The following is a 20254-nucleotide window of genomic DNA, read 5'->3' on the forward strand; positions in this document are numbered from 1 at the left end:
ATGGAAAAGAAAATTTAAGTGGATCGTATGAATTTTGGGTGTTGTGGTCATCGCTTGTTAAACCGACGATTTTCCGATGAGAGCAGCCCGCCAGCGATACAAACTTCATCAGGTAGATATGGCTCCATTTGTTAGCGTAGCTATGCTGTTGATTACGTTTTTTATCTGGATGAAGCAGCTAGAGCGGCATAAAGTCGTATCTGTCTACAGGAGCCCTATTGGGAAAGCGGAGTACTATCTGCCGCTCACGGGTATCCTGTTTTTGTTAGAGAATAATAGAATTGGGTACCTTTTGTACGGAGCTGACAGTGCAGCTAGCTACGTCGAAATCGATTATTCTACCAACGGGCTACAACGTACGTTACGTCGTACCGCTTTGCTGACAAATCCTATTCTGGCGATCAAGCCGACCAGTCAATCGATTATTAAAAATCTGGTGGACGTCATTGATGCGTTAGCTGTAAACGGGCAGATCGATTATATGCTAGCGGACCAACTGTCTGGTGAGGAACAGGATTTACTGACAACGTATCGGCAGTATCAACAGAGGTATCCGCAGCGGCCTGTCGTTATGAAAATCTCTGACCACCGATGATTGCTCCCGGAATCCTGTGCTTACCAGTACACCAGCGTCAGTGAGACGAAATAGTCCTGTTCCGACTGCTGAATGCCGAGTGTGTGCCGACCCGGATAAATTAGCTCTAGGCGCTTGCGAACGTTGTCCAGTCCGACACCTGACTGATCTTTTTCGGGATCGTACTGGTCAGTCGATTCGGCCGGACGGGGATGCCGGGAGTTGTGAACTTTGAAATATAGGGTCGTAGCGTCCAGCGTGAGTGTGATAAAAATCCAGGATGGATTTCGCAGGCTGATACCGTGTTTAAAGGCATTTTCCACGAAGGACGTCAGCAGCATCGGGGCGAGGTAGATTTCGCGGTTGGGCTGCTGAATGTTGACCCGAATTTCGATGGGGTGCGTTTCATCGACGCGCATTCGCTGGATGTCGATGTAGTTGTGCAGGTATTCAACCTCCTTGTTGAGCGGGATACGGTCGCGGTTATTTTCCTGCAGCATAAACCGCATCATGTCGCCTAGCTTCTGAATACCGTCGGCCGTTTTTTCGCTGTTCTCCTTGAGCGCCGTCGCATACAGACTATTCAATGCATTGAACAGAAAGTGCGGGTTGATCTGCGCGCGCAGACTGGCTAGCTCCGCCGATTTGGCAGACACCTGGGTTTGAAGAACGGTCTTCTCCCAATTCAGTACCCGGCGTCCGTAGGCGATCACGATGGAACAGATCACGACGATGACACTAAACGTAATGATTGGGTCCAGCGAGTGATAATAAAACCGGGTACTGGCTTCCCAGATAACGGTCGTTATGACAAGGACTGCCAGCAGAAAGATGCCTAGTGTGTAGGGGGAAACTGCCCTGAGATCAGCCGACTTGCTAAATACGTTTCTGTAAATGAATGACTGGGAAAAATGGATCTGAATGACCAACCCTAATACCAGCAGGATGTCGCGGAATGTACCTTCCCACAGTGTAGAAGGCAGATGGAGATTCATCGCGAATAGTACCAGTAAGATAGTAATACCACTGATTAGGAGATACCCGACGACGCGAAGAATAGGCAGTGACTCCTGACGGGTTTTGTCGGATAGATACACGTAATACCCCCGTATAATTTCATACGTAGCCAGCAGAATACCCAGTCCGATCGCGTCGGCTAGTACGGTCCGTTTGCGGTAGAGCGAGTAAACTCTCAGCCCAAAAATGTCACCCGAATCGAGATGTTTATAGCGGACGTATAGCTTCAAATAATGGTAAACAAATGTACTTACCAGAAGGAGCGCAACCGTCAGGCCGACGTAAAGCCAGCCCGTGCGGTTACTAACGTCTTCGGATAGTCGGGGATACGCCAAGTAGCGGAATACGGACCAGGCTCCCAGAAAGAGGCAAACGCCAGCAATGAGTGGTATGTTGTTGTTGAGCGTATGGTCGTAGTTACCCAGTTCCGGCCAGTAGGTTCCGGCCGGAATGCCGTTGCCACTAGCTGACAGGCCGATCATGCCATCAAGGTTGTTAACCTCTATTAGCAGTCGTCGTATGACATAGATCGTTGCCAGGCCGATCAGGAATAATGGTTCGGCGTATCGTTTGAGTGAATGTTCCTGCATAGCTATTGATCGATTTTTGACCAAAGCTAGGGTGGGCCAAAAGGCTCGTGGGAAAAATGGGTTGAACCAGGCGAAAAATGGGATGAAAAGGGGGCAGGAGGGAACAAGCAGAAAGGGAGTAAGGAAGAAAGGGAGTAAGGAAGAAAGAGATAGTCAAGCCTGCCCTTCTCCCTTTCCACCTTCTACTATTCTGTTTTCAATGATTTGACCGGGTTTACTAAAGCTGCCTTCGCGCTTTGAATACTGACTGTTAGCAGAGCGATGCTTACCGCCAGCAACCCGGCCAGGGCGAAAACCCACCAATGGATGTCAACACGATAGGCAAAGTTCTGGAGCCATTGATGCATGACATACCAGGCAATCGGTGAAGCTACCAGAATTGCGATTAATACCAACTTGAGGAAGTCTTTGGAGAGTAGAGCGACGATACTGGCGACGGAGGCACCGAGTACCTTTCGTACACCGATTTCCTTAGTACGTTGTTCGGCCGTAAAAGCGGCTAGCCCGAGTAGTCCCAGACATGAAATCAGAACGGCCAGCGAAGCAAAATAGGTGACTAGCTTGCCAATAACTGTTTCGCTCTTATACTGTTGTCGGTAGGTGTCATCGGCAAACTCATACGTAAATGGATAGGTTGGGTTAATTGATCGGCAAGCCTGTTGCATGACTGATAAGGCTGCCTGCGTTTTACCCTCCTGAATTCGGACGACGCAATTACCCCGTGGTTGTGATTCGAAATAAACCAGGAGTGGCTCAATGGGCTTATGTAGCGATTGCAGATGGAAATTTCTCATTAAGCCGATGACTTTGCCCTGCTTACCCCACAAGTTGATAGACTGACCAATGGGGTCTATCAAGTGCATTTGCTGAGCAGCCGCTTCGTTGAGAAGAAAACCGGTCGTATCGGAGGAGAAGGCCGAAGAAAACTCATGGCCTTCTTTAAGGGTAATATTCAAAGTTCTGGCAAAATCATACGATGCCCCCATGAGCCAGATCGAAAATTTGTCAGTGGGTTTTTTGGCCGTCCATTGTACATCACTGGTTGCATTTCCTACGTCAGTCGGAATCGTATTTACAGTGGTTACATTTTGGATCGTATTCGATTGCAAGAGTACCTGTTTAAAGAGTTCATAGCGTTTGCTTAGCTCCCCTTCCAGCTTAATATAAAGCACGTTGTCGCGACTTAGCCCAATATTTTTGGTCTGGATGTAACGGATCTGCCGGAATACGATCAATGTACCCATTATCAAAATAAGCGATAGAGTAAACTGGAAAACGACTAATCCTTTTCGAAAGAGCGAAACAGTAGATTTTGTCTGGAATGATCCCTTTAGTACGTGAACCGGATCGAACGAAGACAGAAACAGGGCTGGATAAACGCCAGCTGTCAGCGTAGTTATACCAAGTAATGCCGCCAGTATACCAAAGAAGGCTGGACTATCAAGCGGAATCTCGATTGTTTCTCCCGTTATCGTATTAAAAGCAGGTAATAATAACTGGGCTATGAGCATAGCGAGACAGGCCGCTAGCAGCGTCATACAGAACGATTCGCCAACGAACTGACCGACCAGATAGGCTTTAGCCGCACCGATAGCTTTACGTACACCAATCTCTTTGGCCCTTTTTGCCGAACGTGCGGTTGCTAAGTTGACAAAGTTGATACAGGCTATCAACAGGATAAATAGCGCTACTATCGAAAAAAGCCGTACGTATTCGATACGTCCTCCTACCGGAATCCCATTCTCAAATTGGGAATACAAATACTGATCTTCGTAAGGTTGTAAATCCAGTGCCTTTTCTTGAATAGTCTTATCGTGCAGAGTGAGAAAGCGACGGATCTTGTCGTTTACTTTTTTTACTGAAGCATCTGGCCGAAGCATAATGACCGTGGATGGTCCGAAATCGTCCCAGCCATCGACAATCCATGGATTCCTACGCGCAAATGATTCAAACGAAAGTAGATAATCAAATTTGATTGAGGAGTTAGATGGAACGTTGGCAAATACTCCACTGACGATGTAATCGTCTTTGTCATTGAACCGAATAAGCCGACCAACCGGATTCGCCGATCCAAAATAGGCCTGTGCTAATCGTTGAGAAATGACCAGACTATTCGGTGCGGAAAACACGGTTTGTGGGGTGCCTTTAAGCAGTGGAAATGAAAACATGTCGAAAAAATCGTTGTCCACGATTCGACCTTTTTCTTTAGCCGCTTTAGCCCCCACGCGGAGCCGATCACTGTTTTCCCATGTTATCGTGACGGCATGACTAACCTCGGGGATCTCCCGTTTTAGTGCCCCAGATAAGATACCCGGCGAATTATCAAAGCTATTCGTGATTGAGCCATCTTTCTCAACGGAATGGACGATTATCCGATATAGGCGACCACGGTTCTGGTGAAACGAATCATACGCACGCTCATCCTGTACCCACAAATAAATCAGCAGACTACAGGACATGCCCAGCGAAAGGCCAATAATATTGATCGCCGAGAAAGCTTTATTACGAACCAGGTTCCGCCAGGCGATTTTGAGATAGTTTCTAATCATAATCGTCAATGATTATTCGGAACGTAAGGATTTAACGGGGTTGACCAGGGCGGCCCGGATACTTTGAACACTGATCGTCAGTAAGGCGACGCCGATAGCTACCAGTCCCGCCATAGCAAACACCCACCACGACATCTCGACCCGGTAGGCGAAGTTTTGCAGCCAGCGATTCATGCCGTAGTAAGCCAGCGGACTGGCAACCACGATAGCCAAGAGTACCAGTTTCAGGAAATCTTTAGAGAGCAGGGCCACCACGCTCACCACCGATGCGCCCAGTACTTTCCGAACGCCAATTTCTTTGGTACGCTGCCGGGCCAGGAACGACGCCAGCCCAAACAAACCCAGGCAGGCAATGAAAATAGCCAGCCCCGCAAAGATGCCCAGAATGGTCTGCTGCCGCAGGTTGGTCTGGTACAGCTGATCGAACTGCTCATCCAGAAACCGGTATTCAAACGGATAGGCAGGCTTCGTTTTGGCATAGAGGGCCGCAACAGCTTCGACACCAGCCTGCACGTCGCCGGGTTTCAGCCGAACCAGCCCTACCCGCTGATCGTCGTCGGGCGAAATAACCAGCGGCTCGATATGCTCGCGGAGTGACAGGAAATTAAAATCCTCGACCACGCCAACAACAATCTGACGTGTGCTGTCATGCAGGGTGTTCTTCAGCCATTTGCCAATGGCCTGCTGCGGTGTCCAGCCCAGTTTGGCCGCTGCCGTGCGATTCAGCAAAAGCGCCTGCGTACTATCGGTCGGGAAGGCTGGCGACAAATCCCGCCCGGCGATTACTTTCAGACCCAGCGTTTTCACATAATCGAAATCGACGAACTCAGTACGGCCCCGCCAGCGCTCATCATGCCCTTCTACGTCGAACATCTGCGCGTCGAAATAGCCGCCCGGCTCGCCCGACATCAGCGACACGTTCGACACATGACTTTGACTTAACAGGTCGCCTTTGCGCTGGGTGAGAAAGTTGTAGATGTCCTCGTTCTGGATGGGAATAACCATCGTTTGGGCGCTGTTGTAGCCCAGTTCTTTGTGTTTGAGGTAATGCAATTGGCGCGTCACAATGGCCATACCCAGCATCAGTATGATTGAAATACTGAACTGAATCACGACCAGCACCTGCCGGAACGAGGTACTGCCCCGGCCCAGCCGGAGCTTCCCTTTCAGCGCCTGTATGGGCGAGAAAGCCGCCAGTACAAAGGCCGGATAGCTGCCAGAAAACCGGTTACGACGATGATCCCGATCAGAAACAGGGTAATCGGCAGCGCGTAGGCCGTTAGCTGAATCGGCTGGCCCAGCAGTTGGGCATAGGCCGGTAGCGTCAGTGCCACCAGTCCGACGGCCAGCCCGCAGGAAAGCGTAGTCAGCAGCACCGATTCGCCGATAAACTGCCACACCAGATGCTGTTTGACGGCGCCCAATACCTTCCGAACGCCAATCTCGCGCGAGCGCTCCATCGCCCGAACCGTACTGAGGTTCATGAAATTGATGCAGGCCACCAGCAGAATCAGTGCGGCAATCGACAGAAACAGATACACCACATTTTTATCGCCGTGCTTCAGGCCATCAAACGCTCCCTGTTCAAAATAAATGTCGCGCAACGGGGTCAGCGACAGGGAGAAGCGGAAACCGAACTGCTTCATCACAGGGCCCATGTATTTCTGCATGAAGCCCGGCAGGCTACGTTCGATCTGCGCCAGACTGGCCGAAGGAGCCAGCTGTACATAGGTGAACACATTGTTGTTGACCCACTGCGTCATGTACGATTCGGCCCTGTAGTTGGCAAGCGGCACCACCAGATCGAAGCTCAGGTGCGAATTGGTCGGTACGTCCTGCGCGATGCCCGTTACGTTCAGCGGCAGGTTCTTGTCGAGTTTGATCAGCTGACCGACGGCGTTGTCGACGCTACCAAAGTATTTGCGCGCCGTCGACTCCGTCAGTACTACACTGCCCGGATTGGTAAGCGCCGTCGCGGGGTCGCCTTTGAGCAGCGGAAACGAGGATAACCGGAAAAAATCAGGGTCGGCATCAATGACTTTTCGTTCGTAGAACGACCTGTTCTGACTCGTCACCAGTGCATTCGTCTGGCGTACGCGCACGGCCCGGCTAATCTGCCCCTTGAAATCGTTCAGTAGCGCGGGTCCGTACGGCCCCGACAGATAAGCGACTGATACGGCCTTTCCTTCTTCGTTGAAGTTCCGCATGACGCGATAAATCGACGCCCGGTTCCGGTGAAACTGGTCGACGCTGTACTCGTTCATGATGAACAGAAAAATCAGCAGACAACTGGCAATACCAATCGACAAACCCAGCAGGTTGATAAGCGAAAATACCTTGTTATGAAGCAGGTTGCGCCAGGCGATTTTGAGATAGTTCTTGATCATGAGAAGAGGGTGGGAGAAAAGGAGGAGAGGGAGGAAGGAGAAGAGGAAGGAAAGGGATAGTCAAGCCTGCCTTCCTCCATTTCTCCCTCCTCCCTTTCTTTCTCTTACTCCGTTTTTAGTGATTTAACGGGATTAACCAGGGCGGCTTTGATACTTTGGAAAGAGACCGTCAGCAGGGCGATGCCGACCGCTAACAGACCCGCTAACGCGAAGATCCACCAACTAATATCGACGCGGTAGGCGAAGTCCTGGAGCCAGCGGTGCATGGCGTACCAGGCCAGGGGCGAAGCAATGACGATGGCAACCAGCACCAGTTTGAGGAAATCTTTGGAAAGCAGACCGACAATGCTGACGACAGACGCGCCCAACACCTTGCGTACGCCAATCTCTTTGGTACGTTGATCCGCTGTGAAGGCGGCTAAACCGAAAAGGCCCAGACAGGCGATGAAAATAGCGATCGCCGTAATGACGTAAAAAACCTGCGAAAGACGCTGTTCGGCTTTGAAATGACTATTGAAGGCTTCGTCCAGAAAATAGTAGGAAAAAGGCGTCTGGCGGTCAAACCTCTGATAAGCTGTCTCAATCTGCTTTAGGAGTAAGCTAAGATCGGTTTCTGGCTGTGTGCGGATATAGACGCAGCCACCCAAGCTAAAATAGTTATTGTAGACTAGTTGTCTGGAGGTGAAGAACAGGATGGGGCCGATCTGGTCGTTTAGTGACTTGAACACGAAATCCTTTAGAATGCCAACTACTTTGTACGGCTGACCGAAAATGTACCAGGTGTCGCCAACATCCGTTATCCCCGCTCGTTTGGCTGTCGTTTCGTTGATAGCGAGCGTGTTGGGTGAGCCGAGATCATTAATGTCTTTGGGTTCGATCGCCCATTGCAGTTTGAAGAATCCAGGAAAAGTAATGTCAGCATTGACGATCCCAACGCTAATCTCTTTTTGGGTGACGGGAGAGATTACCGGAATCTCTGTCACCTTTCGTTTGAAAAACTGAAGATCTGCGACGGTCGTTTCCTGGGAATTAGGATTAGATTCCAGCGTTTTTACGTAAGGCTCCAGCCGGGGGGCCATGGAGTCATCGAAGGGCAGCGCCAGTACCTGTGATCGGTGTAAGCCGATGTCCATGGTCCGGAAAAAATCTACCTGCTGCTGGATCACAAGGCAGGAGATGATCAGCGAAACCGACGTAATGAATTGAAAGAGAACCAGGCCTTTACGAATATATGCCTGCTGAACTGTCGAGCCAAGCTGATTTTTCAGGGTACCCACCGGCGACAAAGACGCCAATAACAGCGCGGGATAACTACCTGCTGCCAGTGAGCAGATCAGAAATAAACCGGCAAACAGGGATACCATCAGCGAACTATAGATGAACTGCTGATCGATGGGCTGTTGCGTAACTATAGCGAGGTATGGCCAGGTTATGTTGACAAGCAGTACGGCAATGGCAAAGCCGATCAGACTGGTAACGAACGACTCTCCGTAGAATTGAACAATCAGCGAGCGTTTCGAAGCGCCCGACGTTTTACGGACGCCAATCTCCTTAGCTCGCATAGTCGATTGGGCCGTCGTCAGGTTCATGTAATTCACCAGTGCCAGAATGATCAATAGTACCGCTACTATTGTGAGAATAGTCACCAGTCGACTATCGGAGCCAGTCGCGAAATTGTTACTCAGGTGTATGTCGGTGAGAGACTGAAGAAAAAAGCGGTAATTGCTCTTATTATCCTTCGAGCGTTCTATGATCAGATCATTGATCGCCTGAGCAATGGAAAAGGCTGATGTTTGATCGTTCGCCAGAAGATATGTCTCAAAATCACCTTTTTCCAGGGAGTGCAGCGTGTTGTCCAGAATCGATTTTCCGCTTAAGTAGCGGTTCAGCCGCCTGGCGTTCTCAATCGCCCGGAAACTCGCGGTGGAGGTCAGCATGTGAAACTGTAGCGTCGAATTGGAGGGAGGGGTCTCCATAACACCCGCAACGGTAAAAGCCAGTGTATCGTTATACATAAGCACCTGACCTATGGGGTCCTGGTTTTTGTAATATTGATTCGCCAACTGCTCAGAAATGACCAGGTTCATTGGACGATCGAAGGCCTTTTTCGGGTTCCCGCGTTTGATCGCTACGCCAAACACGTCAAAAAAAGCTGGATCCACCGTAGCAAAATTATTCTCGGCGAAACGTACCCGTTGCTGGGTGCGAAAGGTGGCAGGCTGGTCAACGAATACACGCACAATTTCTTCCAGGCCAGGCAACCGCTTCGCCAATTCTGGTCCCAAACCCGGCGCTGCTGTGGTCAGCGTATATTCCTGACCACCAAACTGTGTCCTGGACCAGATGCGGTAAATCCGGTTGGCGTTTGGTCGAAATCGATCGTAGCTGTATTCATGCGCCACAAACACCAAAATAAGCATACTGACCGCCAGACCAAGTGACAGGCTACCGACATTGATCAGACAGTAGACCCGGTTGGACCAAAGGTTGCGGAATGTGATTTTGAAAAAGTTCTGGAGCATGGGGGAAGAGGTTAGGGCTAAGGGCGGAGGGATTGGGGAGAGTGGGTTAGGGGTATGGAGTGGGCTGAGTGGTTAAAGCGACTTTTCAACTCCTATATCCCCACGCCCTAATCCCTCCGCAAACTTTCAACCGGATTGACTAAAGCGGCTTTGATGCTTTGAAAGCTGACCGTCAGCAGGGCGATGCCCACCGCCAATAGACCCGCCAGCGCGAAGACCCACCAACTGATATCGACGCGATACGCAAAGTCCTGGAGCCACCGGTGCATGGCGTAGTAGGCAATAGGCGAAGCAAGAAGAAGGGCAACCAGGACCAGCTTGAGGAAGTCTTTGGAGAGCAGGCCGACGATGCTGAAAACGGAGGCTCCCAGTACTTTACGAACGCCGATTTCCTTAGTGCGTTGCTCGGCGGTGAAGGTAGCCAGGCCAAACAGACCCAGGCAGGCAATGAAAATGGTCAGTTCCGCGAAGATGCCGAGAATCTGGCCGGTTCGCTGTTCGGCCCGATAAGTCGCATTGAAACTCTCGTCCAGGAAGGAATAAACGAACGGTTCCTCAGGTAACAAGGTTGCCCACTCTTGTTTGAGCGTACTCAACAGGCTCGTTACGTCCTGCGTTTTTGTTTTGACGATCAGAAAACCGCCATTTTTGCTCAGCGTCATAACCAGTGGGGCAATCCGTTCGTGCAGCGACCGAAAGTGAAAATCTTCCACAACACCAATCACGCGATACGTAGTTTTTGCTCCGTCGTTTTGCGGGCGGGTGAGCGTATGGCCAATGGCTTGCTTGCCCCAACCGAAGGTTTTGGCCGCTGTTTCGTTCAGCACGATCGCCGTTGAGTCAGTACCGAAATCGGTCGAGAAATTTCGCCCCGCCACAAGCTTCATGCCCAGTGTTGGCATGTACTGGTCGTCGACCTCGTAGCAAAGTGTTTTAGTAAGCTGCCCCTCCCGATTGTCGGCGTAGACGATAAAGTTGTTCGAATTTGAAGGACCGGCGGGCAGAAAAGGCGATACGCTGGCGCTCAGCACGCGTGCGTCCTGCTGCATCTGGTTTTTGAGAATATCGACGTTGCGTCCCAGACGCCAGGCTTCGGGTAAAATCAGTACTTGCTCCCGGCTGTAGCCCAGCTTCTTCTGCTGAATGTAAGTAAGCTGCTGATACACAACAACGGTACCGATGGTGAGCAGGATGGACACGAAGAACTGAAACACAACCAAGCCGCTCCTTAAGCCAAGACCCGATTTGCTGGTATGGTTAAACATCGTTCTCCCTTTCAGCACCGTGATGGGCTTGAAGGACGCCAGAAAAAAGGCTGGGTAACTCCCTGCCAGTGTACCAACCAGCACGCCAACGCCCAGCAGCGCCGGTAGGAGCCAGGGTGTTTTTAAGAACGATAATGTTAGTTGTTTACCCGCCAGTTCATTGAAAAAAGGTAGGCTTAGGTACAGCAAACCAATGGCTAGTATCAGCGACAGGCTGGTCAACAGCATTGACTCAATAAGGAACTGTCGGACTAAGCCCTGTTTCTCCGAACCCATTACTTTCCGGATGCCCACTTCTTTGGCTCGTTTCGATGCGCCCGCCGTTGACAGGTTCATAAAATTGATACAGGCAATCAGCAACATGAACAGGGCGATAGCGCCGAACAGGTAGACGTATTGAATCGTGCCGTTGGGTGATAACTCGCCGGTCAGGTTAGAATGCAGGTGAATGTCGGTGAGCGGTTGCAGGTATAAGCCAACGTCATTACCCTTCTGGCGAAACTGCGCCATGTTCATCCCAAACGCCTGTTGCAGCTGAGGAGCCATGTATTTCTCTACAATCTGAGGGAGCTTAGCTTCTAAGCGTTTGTAATCGTAGTCCTGGGGTAAGACGAGGTAGGTATGAAAGCCCGATATCATCCAGGAAGTCGACTTGGCGTCCGGGCGACTAGCCATCGAGAGCAGTAGGCTAGCCTGGAAATGGGCGTTGGTCGGAATCGCGTCGATCAGGCCCGTAATCGTGTACGTAGTTGGCTCGCCTTTAATCGTCAGTACTTTGCCAATGGGGTCTTCGTTACCAAAATACTTGCGGGCTGTAACCTGATCGATAACCGCCGTATTCGGCTGTAGCAGCGCTGTTTTGGAGTTGCCTTTTAGGAAAGGCAGACTGAACACGTCGAAAAAATTAGCGTCGACGAACGCGATGGCATGCTCTTTAAAGGTTTTGTTCTGGTACGTAAACAACGTCGATCCGGTCTGACTAAGCCGGGTCGCGTCCCGCACTTCGGGGAATTCGGCTTTGAGCGTCTGTGCCGTTGGCGCCATTACCATCGCTTCGTTGATATTGCCGCCCTGAATCGTTCCCCGAAAAATAACGCGTACAATCTGATCCGCCTTGTCATTGAAGCGGTCGTAGCTTAGCTCATCAAGGACAAACAGACTAATGAGCAGACAGACCGTCAGGCCAATTGCCAGTCCAACGATGTTGATAATAGAAAACGCTTTGTTGCGCATCAAACTGCGCCAGGCGACAAGGAGTTGGTTTTTAAGCATAGCAGACGTTCGCAAAGTTGACTTACACGAGGAATAGTGTCAAATGCGGTGCCAACCGGGCGGAATAGCCTACTATGCTCAATAGAGGCTCTTTTGCCAAAAAGCTGCTTGGTAGAATTGTCCAAAAGCGGACAGCGGATGTACTGGAACGGACAAGCCAACCCAGCATGGGTTGGCTTGTTAAGTTGATTGTTTGTGTAGTCTTATGGATACAGCAAATACTTCCTGCGCGTCTGTTTGAAGGCCGTCAGGCCGGGCTCCCAACTCTGGCGAATCTCTTTCTCACTCTTCCCGGCAATGATCTGCTGCTTCAATGTCTCCGTACCCGCCAGCTTATCAAAATTCCCCATCTGTTTGCTCTGGCTCATGTCGAAAAAACGGGCCTTGTCGGGATAAGCTTTGTACAAATCCATTAGCCACTTCAGGTTAAGCTGCTTCGTTTTCCGGAAGATGCTCGTGTCGTAGTTGCGGAGATCAAGTCCGTAGCAGTCCATGTTCTGATGCAGGGGTGTTTCACTCATGCCTTTCAGGCTGACCGGGCGAAACGAAAACGAGTATTTGCCTTTCAGGGCCGGAGCACCCAGCACCGTAAAGGGCATGTACGTGCCGCGCCCCTGGCTAATGATCGTTCCCTCGAACAGGCAAAGGCTGGGATAGAGTAAAATCGACTGCTGCGTGTTCAGGTTTGGAGAAGGCATTACTGGCAGTTCGTAGGGCGTATCGTGCGTGTAGTTAGCAGCCTTAACGATACGTAGTTTGCACTGCGCCTTGTTAGGCAACCAGCCTTCGCCGTTGATCAGCTGCGCAAACTCGGCGATGGTCATGCCATGCGTAATGGGAATGCGGTGCATACCAATCCCCGAATGCAGATGGTCTTCTAGAATGGGTCCGTCGACGCAGAAACCGTTGGGGTTAGGCCGGTCCAGAATCATTAATTCCTTGCCGTTCTCGGCGCAGGCTTCCATGACGTGGTCGAGGGTGTTGATGTACGTATAAAAGCGCGCGCCCACGTCTTGAATGTCGTAGATTAGCAGGTCGATGTCGGCCAGGTGTTCTTTTGATGGTTTCTTGTATTTCCCGTAGAGCGAGATTACGGGGATGCCGGTTTTAGAATCAACGCTGTCGTCTACTTTGGCGCCATTACTGGCATTTCCCCGAAATCCATGCTCAGGGCCGAAAATCCGGACAACGTTCACGCCCAGACTGACCAAGCTATCAACGCTGGGTGTACGGCCAATAATTGAGGTCTGGTTAACAACCAGTCCAATCCGTTTACCTTTCAAATAGGGGAGGTACGTACTAATCTGATCCGCACCGGTCATTAGCTTAGCCGCCGGTATCGTCGTTACGTTATCATTACCTGGTATCGACGGCCCTAACGGAGTAGTAGCCGGACTGGCTAGCCAAAAACAGGCGGCCAGCAGAGGAAATAAAATAAGTGAAGTGATTTTCATGGCAGAAAAGTTTGACGGTTGTACAGCGGCAAGTTGTCCATAAAAGTGATCGAGCACAACTGCTGAGGTTTTTGGGGCGTCATCGATTTTCAGAGAGTTGTGGTAGGATTGAGTAGACAGCGCCAGTAAAAGCCGCCGTTTGTCACATACGTATTGCCCGGACCAGCCAGCTACGCTACATTGTGGTACCTATGCACCCAAACTGACTTCCCTGCATGAAAAAGATCATTGTCTCGTTCGCGACGGCGCTGGAGAACATTCGCTCCCGATTCTTCCATACCATCTTGTCCATTCTTGGCATTGTGATCGGCGTGGCTGCTTTGGTGGCTATCCTGTCGCTGATTGATGGTATGGAACAGTATGCTCACGAGCAGATCACGAAAACGACGTCACTGAATGCGATTATGATTCAGTCGAATCCGTACAAGTCGGTCAATGACGTATCTGTCCGAAAAGACGACTATGTGTATTTCACCCACGATACGTTCCAGAAGATGGTAGCCTCGCTGACGAAGCCCGTTATACCTTATCTGGAATGGCGGCAATCCAGCGAGATTGTTGGAAAGGCAACCAGTCGTAAAGTAGGAACAGTCGTCACCGGAACAACATTGCCACTTCATCCGGGCATCACGTTGGTTCATGGCCGGGCATTCACGGAAGCAGAACTTGACAATAAACGTCCGGTTGCGTTCATAAACCAGCGGATGGCCCGGCAACTGGTTGATAAGCAATCTGAGAAGCAAGCCGTTGGTCAGCAGATTGTTTACAACGGCACAGCCTTGACCGTAATTGGTGTCTGGACGGATAAAGATATCAGCTACGGTCAGTTGCTGATGCCATTGACCCTGGTATCCGACAGTGCGCTGAAAGCCACTCTGCCCATGGGAATTATTGACGCGAAAAACGTAGAGAACGTGGTTGGGTTAAAGTCAGAAATCGAAAACTGGCTGAACGCCAATACCAGGAACAAACTAGACGATTTCACTATCATCACGAACGAACAGCGGGTAAGCCAGGCGACCAAAGGTTTTCTACTTTTCCGGATAGTGATGGGGCTGATCGTTGGGATTTCGGTACTGGTGGGCGGAATCGGGGTGATGAATGTCCTGCTGATTTCAGTTACCGAACGAACAGTTGAGATCGGCGTTCGAAAAGCCCTTGGCGATAAAAAACGGGATATTCTCTGGCAGTTCCTATCCGAATCAATCACCATTTCGACCTTCGGTAGTTTGCTGGGGCTGGCACTGGGCGTACTCAGTACGTTGGCCTTTATTCCGATCGTGAAAGCGATGACTGCCGTTCCGTTTCAGGCGGCTTACACCTGGAACACATTTATAGTTATCGTAGTCATTGCCATGGTCATTGGGGTCGTTTTTGGTACGTATCCCGCCATGCGTGCTGCCCGGCTCGACCCGGTCGAAGCCATTCGGCGCGAATAATATTCTTCGCTGAAAGCAAGTAGATTGATGGCTACCCTGAGATTTATCGTCCTAGACTGGCCGTAGCGAACGTACGCCATACCTTTTTCGCTATCATGAGTCGGGATCAGAATACCAGACGGCTGCGGCTATTCTGACGAATTGATAGGCGCAGCAGAGGTAGATCTTGAGCAGGGTGGCGTGAATAAAAGCAGTCAATCGCCGGAGCTGAACGAACGGAACGTAGCTATATCGTGAGCGTGTCAGATAGATCGGCGCCCTGATAGATTTTTGTAATGACTTTATAAAACAAATCAATTTGATTGATAAAGATTAAGGTCTTAATATTGCTCAAAATAGGAGATAATCCTTCTACTCGATAACCACTATTATATTCCTATGGATAATTATTCAGGTGACATCAGCAAGTGCCCATTTTACAGCAGCGCCCAGCAAAACGGGCCTGCTCAGAAAATGAACGTAGCTGGTAACGGAATGCAGAACCGTGACTGGTGGCCAAACCAGTTGAAAGTAAATCTGCTTCGGCAAAATTCGCCGGCTTCAAACCCAATGGGTGAGTCGTTCAACTACGCTGAAGAATTCAAAAGCCTCGATCTGGACGCCGTTAAGCAGGACCTGCACGCCCTGATGACTGACTCGCAGGAGTGGTGGCCTGCCGATTACGGCCACTATGGTCCGCTGTTTATCCGGATGGCCTGGCACAGTGCCGGTACCTACCGCATCGGCGATGGCCGGGGTGGTTCGGGCGCTGGGCAGCAGCGGTTTGCCCCGCTCAACAGCTGGCCCGACAACGTTAGCCTCGACAAGGCACGGCGGCTGCTGTGGCCAATCAAACAGAAATACGGCCGTAAGATTTCCTGGGCTGACTTAATGATTCTGACGGGCAACGTAGCCCTCGAATCGATGGGCTTCAAAACCTTCGGCTTTGCCGGTGGTCGGGAAGACGTATGGGAGCCGGAACTGGACGTATACTGGGGCTCGGAAAATCAGTGGCTCGGTAGTAACGTGCGGTATTCGCGTGGAGCAGAAGGAGCCGATGGCGACCACGGCATCCTGGTGTCAGACGAAGACCCGAACGGCCGGATTCACGAGCGTGACCTGGAGCAACCGCTGGCGGCTGCTAACATGGGTCTAATCTATGTGAACCCCGAAGGCCCCGACGGTAACCCCGATCCGGTGGCTGCGGCCAAAGACATTCGGCAGACGTTTGGCCGGATGGCGATGAACGACGAAGAAACGGTAGCCCTGATCGCTGGTGGCCACAGCTTCGGTAAGACCCACGGTGCGGGTCCGTCGGAGCACGTTGGTGCCGATCCTGAAGGTGCCGATATGGAAGAGCAGGGTTTCGGCTGGGCCAGCACGTTCGGTACCGGTAAAGGGGCCGACACGATCACGAGTGGTCTGGAAGTAATCTGGACAACCACGCCGACGCAGTGGAGTAATAACTACTTCGAGAACCTGTTCAACTACGAGTGGGAGCTGACCAAGAGCCCCGGTGGTGCGCATCAGTGGGTAGCGAAGGATGCCGAAAACACCATTCCCGACGCATACGATGCAACGAAGAGCCACCGGCCCACGATGCTGACCACGGACCTGTCGATGAAGATGGACCCGGCCTACGAGAAAATTTCGCGTCGGTTCTACGGAAATCCTGACGAGTTCGCCGATGCATTCGCCCGTGCTTGGTTCAAGCTGACGCACCGGGATATGGGTCCGATCGCCCGGTACCTCGGTCCCGACGTACCGCAGGAAGAACTAATCTGGCAGGACCCAATTCCGGCTGTAAACCACGAACTGATTGACGCCAGCGACGTCGCTGCGCTGAAAGCCAATATCCTGGCGTCGGGTCTGAGCATTCCCGAACTGGTTACGACGGCCTGGGCGTCGGCGTCGACCTTCCGTGGCTCTGACAAGCGCGGTGGTGCCAATGGTGCCCGCGTCCGGCTGGCCCCCCAGAAAGATTGGGAAGCCAACAACCCGACCCAACTGGCGAAGGTGCTGGGTACGCTGGAAAGCATCCAGGAAGAGTTCAACAGCACGCAGACCGGCGGTAAGAAAGTATCCCTGGCCGACCTGATCGTGCTGGCGGGTGGTGCCGCCGTTGAGAAAGCGGCCCAAGCCGCCGGTATTGAGATTACGGTGCCGTTTACACCCGGCCGGATGGATGCATCGGCCGAGCAGACCGACGCTGAGTCGTTCGATGTGCTGGAGCCGATTGCCGACGGTTTCCGCAACTACCTGAAAAAGAAGTACACGGTATCGACCGAAGAATTGCTGATCGACAAGGCGCAGCTGCTAACCCTGACGGCTCCCGAACTGACGGTGCTGATTGGGGGTATGCGCGCCCTGAACGCCAACTTCGACGGCTCGAAACTCGGTATCCTGACCGACCGGCCGGAAGTGCTGACCAACGATTTCTTCGTGAATCTGCTCGACATCCGCACGGCCTGGAAAGCGACTGCCGATCACAAAGAAGTGTTTGAAGGCCGCGACCGCGCAACGGGCGAACTGAAATGGACCGGCACCCGTGCCGATCTTGTTTTCGGTTCGAACTCGGAACTGCGCGTGATTGCCGAAGTATACGCTAGCTCCGATGCCAACGAGAAGTTCGTCAAGGATTTCGTAGCTGCCTGGAGCAAGGTAATGATGCTGGACCGCTTCGAGCTGGCCTAGTTTTTAGTGTGGATAGAAGCAGCACAAGGCCGACCCGTTTGGGTTGGCCTTGTGTTTTTAGGGTGTGGATAAAGTGCGTGGGAGTATTAGTACTTCCTACTCGCTCCTGAGTGATTTAACCGGATTGACGAGCGCGGCTTTAATGCTTTGGTAGCTGATCGTCAGAAAGGCAATGCCCATGGCCAGTAGGCTGACGAGGGCAAAGACGCGCCAGTCGATGGTAATTTTATAGGTGTACGCCTGTAACCAGTTGTCCATCGTGTACCAGGCCAGCGGGCTAGCGATCAGAATAGCCAGTGCAACCAGTTTCAGAAAGTCTTTTGATAGTAGACTCACCAGACTACTAACACTCGCGCCCAGCACCTTTCGGATACCAATTTCTTTGGTCCGACGTTCCGCCGAGAAAGCGACGAGTCCGAACAGGCCCAGGCAGGCAATCAGAATACCGGCAACTGTGAATACATTCAGCACGTTGGCCAACCGCTGTTCCGTTTGGAAAAGACGATTAAAGGCGTCATCGAGGAAATAGTAATCGAAAGGAGAGTCCGATGCGTGTTTCTGAACGATTTGTTCGAGCTTCTTGACCTGCTGCTGCAGGTCGACGCCTTTCCGGAAGCGGATGTACAGTGTACCATTGTAGTCTGCAAATCCCCGGCTGGTGTCGGGGCCAACCATCAACAAGGTAGGTTGAATTGGGTCTTTTACCGAACTCATGTGGAAATCTTCGACCACCCCGCGCACCTCTTGCTGCCTATCGTTAATGGTTAGTACCTGCCCCAGTGGGTTCTTAGCGATACCCAACTCCTTTGCCGCTGTTTCATTGATAAACAACTGGCCAGCCACTGCGTCCTGTGGCGGATTTTTCCAACGTAACCTAAGCGTCGGTACAAACGAACTGTCAACGCTCAGACCAGCTAGTGTAACAGGCTTTTGACGTTTAGCCGTCTTAACCGACCAGACGTTGAAGCCACCGCCGTAAAATGCCATTGCGCTGGTCGCAATTCGGTCGACTCCGCTTTGCGCCAGTATGTCCTGCCGAAAACTGCTGTAATGGTTTCCCACTGATTTACTGAGCGAAATGCCCATCACCTGATCGACATTCAAGCCCAGATCCTTCGTCTGCATGTACCGGAGTTGCTGTTGAGCAACGACTGTACAAAAGATCAGCGTGATTGACACGACGAACTGAAAAACGACCAATACTTGCCGAACCGATAGGTTTCCGGGCAGGTTGATTTGCCCTTTCAAGGTATTGATTGGGGCAAAGCGGGACAGCACAAAAGCCGGATAGCTACCCGATACCAGAATGCTCATCAGCAGAATACCCGAAAGCGTCAGTAGCGAAAAGGAACTCACTAAAAAAGACTGATCTATTTTGGCATCGATCAGGCTGAGAAACGGGTCTTTGAGCAGGAGCATCAAACCAACGCCCAGGCAAAACGATAGCGCACTGACGAAGGCCGATTCGACAAAAAACTGGCCGATGAGCGCGCGTTGATTGCCACCCAGCACTTTGCGCATACTGACTTCTTTGGCCCGTACCGTAGCGCGCGCTGTGGTCAGGTTCATGTAATTGATCAGCGCCAGTAACAGAACGCTGATACCGATCCAGAGAAAGGTTTGAACGTAGCTGCCAACCATCGAATTTGTGACAAACCCACCAATGTGCATGCCTGTCAGTGGGTCGATAATGGCCGTTACGTTCACTTTCGGCTCGTTGGAAAGCTTGACGTACTTGTTGAGGAATGATGCGAATTGCTTACTGGTAATTTGCGGACTCAGGCGGAAATATGTCTCGCCTTCGGGCGCCGTTTCCCAGCGCCAGGCGGGGGCAAGCTGTTTGAAGCTGCTGGTCGAAATCAGCATTGGAAACGTGAACGCCGTGTTCGACGGTAAATCCTCCATGACCCCAGCCACCGTGAGCCGATGCGCGTTGTTGAATACCACCGTTTTGCCCATCGGATCGGCCTGACCAAAGAATTTACGGGCTAGTGATGCTGTCAGGATAACAGAATTAGGCTGCGAGAGAGCAATTCGACCGTTGCCCTGCTTCATCGGAAACGCGAAAAAGTCGAAGAACGAAGAATCGGCGTAGTGAATGTCTTTGACGAAAAACTGCTGATTCTGGTGGCGAACAATGTCTTTACCCTGCCAGTCGCTGGGAATCAACCGGGTCATTTGTTCCACCTGCGGTACCTGACGTTTGATCCGATCACTCACCGTAAACGATACGGCTACCGAGTTGAGCTGCATCCCATCACGTTCCTGCTGGATTGTCATGCGAACTATCTGCTGCGCTTTTGAGTGAAAGCGGTCGTAGTTGTACTCGTGTACGACGTACAGCAGCATCAGCATACTAATGGCCATACCCAGCGCCAGCCCGCCGATGTTCAGAGCGGAGTACAATTTGTTACGCCACAGGTTTCGCAAGGCAAGTCGGAAATAGCTTTGAAGCATATGAGTAGTAGATTACATGAGTAGGTCTGCTAATGCACTTGCAGGACGTTCGACA

General features: G+C 51.4%; 11 protein-coding genes. 3 read left to right on the forward strand and 8 right to left on the reverse strand.

What is annotated here, in order from left to right; all coding sequences use genetic code 11:
* Nucleotides 1–76: 76 nt before the first annotated feature.
* Complete coding sequence (locus tag HU175_RS09340) at nucleotides 77–595, forward strand: biopolymer transporter ExbD (protein ID WP_176566337.1); 519 nt, start codon at nucleotides 77–79, stop codon at nucleotides 593–595.
* A gap of 20 nt (nucleotides 596–615) precedes the next feature.
* Here HU175_RS09340 and HU175_RS09345 read toward each other — a convergent pair whose 3' ends face one another.
* The 7 genes from HU175_RS09345 to HU175_RS09370 all read right to left on the reverse strand — a co-directional run bounded on the left by HU175_RS09345 (nucleotide 616) and on the right by HU175_RS09370 (nucleotide 13630).
* A complete protein-coding gene (locus HU175_RS09345; protein WP_176566338.1) occupies nucleotides 616–2181 on the reverse strand; it encodes a sensor histidine kinase in 1566 nt (521 codons plus the stop codon).
* Between the two features lie 185 nt (nucleotides 2182–2366).
* Nucleotides 2367–4730, reverse strand: coding sequence for an ABC transporter permease (locus tag HU175_RS09350; RefSeq protein ID WP_176566339.1), 2364 nt, complete (start codon nucleotides 4728–4730; stop codon nucleotides 2367–2369).
* Between the two features lie 12 nt (nucleotides 4731–4742).
* On the reverse strand, nucleotides 4743–5813 hold the full coding sequence (locus HU175_RS25015; protein WP_317167809.1) for an ABC transporter permease: 1071 nt from the start codon (nucleotides 5811–5813) through the stop codon (nucleotides 4743–4745).
* An 83-nt stretch (nucleotides 5814–5896) separates the two neighbouring features.
* Nucleotides 5897–7117: an ABC transporter permease gene (locus HU175_RS24660; protein WP_218037019.1), complete on the reverse strand. Its 1221-nt coding sequence runs from the start codon at nucleotides 7115–7117 to the stop codon at nucleotides 5897–5899.
* A gap of 104 nt (nucleotides 7118–7221) precedes the next feature.
* Nucleotides 7222–9639, reverse strand: a complete 2418-nt coding sequence (locus HU175_RS09360; RefSeq protein WP_176566340.1) for an ABC transporter permease — start codon at nucleotides 9637–9639, stop codon at nucleotides 7222–7224.
* Nucleotides 9640–9746: 107 nt separating this feature from the next.
* Nucleotides 9747–12176 carry an ABC transporter permease gene (locus HU175_RS09365; protein WP_176566341.1) on the reverse strand — a complete coding sequence of 810 codons (2430 nt, stop codon included), beginning with the start codon at nucleotides 12174–12176 and terminating at the stop codon, nucleotides 9747–9749.
* Nucleotides 12177–12379: 203 nt separating this feature from the next.
* On the reverse strand, nucleotides 12380–13630 hold the full coding sequence (locus HU175_RS09370) for an exo-beta-N-acetylmuramidase NamZ domain-containing protein (RefSeq protein ID WP_176566342.1): 1251 nt from the start codon (nucleotides 13628–13630) through the stop codon (nucleotides 12380–12382).
* 215 nt (nucleotides 13631–13845) lie between these two features.
* On the opposite strand from HU175_RS09370, the gene HU175_RS09375 reads away from it, so the two are divergent.
* Both HU175_RS09375 and katG read left to right on the forward strand, forming a co-directional pair.
* Nucleotides 13846–15069: an ABC transporter permease gene (locus HU175_RS09375; RefSeq protein ID WP_176566343.1), complete on the forward strand. Its 1224-nt coding sequence runs from the start codon at nucleotides 13846–13848 to the stop codon at nucleotides 15067–15069.
* Nucleotides 15070–15447: 378 nt separating this feature from the next.
* The gene (gene katG / locus HU175_RS09380; RefSeq protein WP_176566344.1) at nucleotides 15448–17742 is read left to right on the forward strand and encodes a catalase/peroxidase HPI; all 2295 of its coding nucleotides are present in this window, start codon (nucleotides 15448–15450) and stop codon (nucleotides 17740–17742) included.
* A 96-nt stretch (nucleotides 17743–17838) separates the two neighbouring features.
* Here the strand turns inward: katG and HU175_RS09385 are convergent, their stop codons facing one another.
* Nucleotides 17839–20199, reverse strand: a complete 2361-nt coding sequence (locus HU175_RS09385; protein ID WP_176566345.1) for an ABC transporter permease — start codon at nucleotides 20197–20199, stop codon at nucleotides 17839–17841.
* Between the last annotated feature and the right edge of the window lie 55 nt (nucleotides 20200–20254).

Origin of the sequence: Spirosoma sp. KUDC1026, from assembly GCF_013375035.1 — a bacterium.
Lineage (GTDB): Bacteria > Bacteroidota > Bacteroidia > Cytophagales > Spirosomataceae > Spirosoma.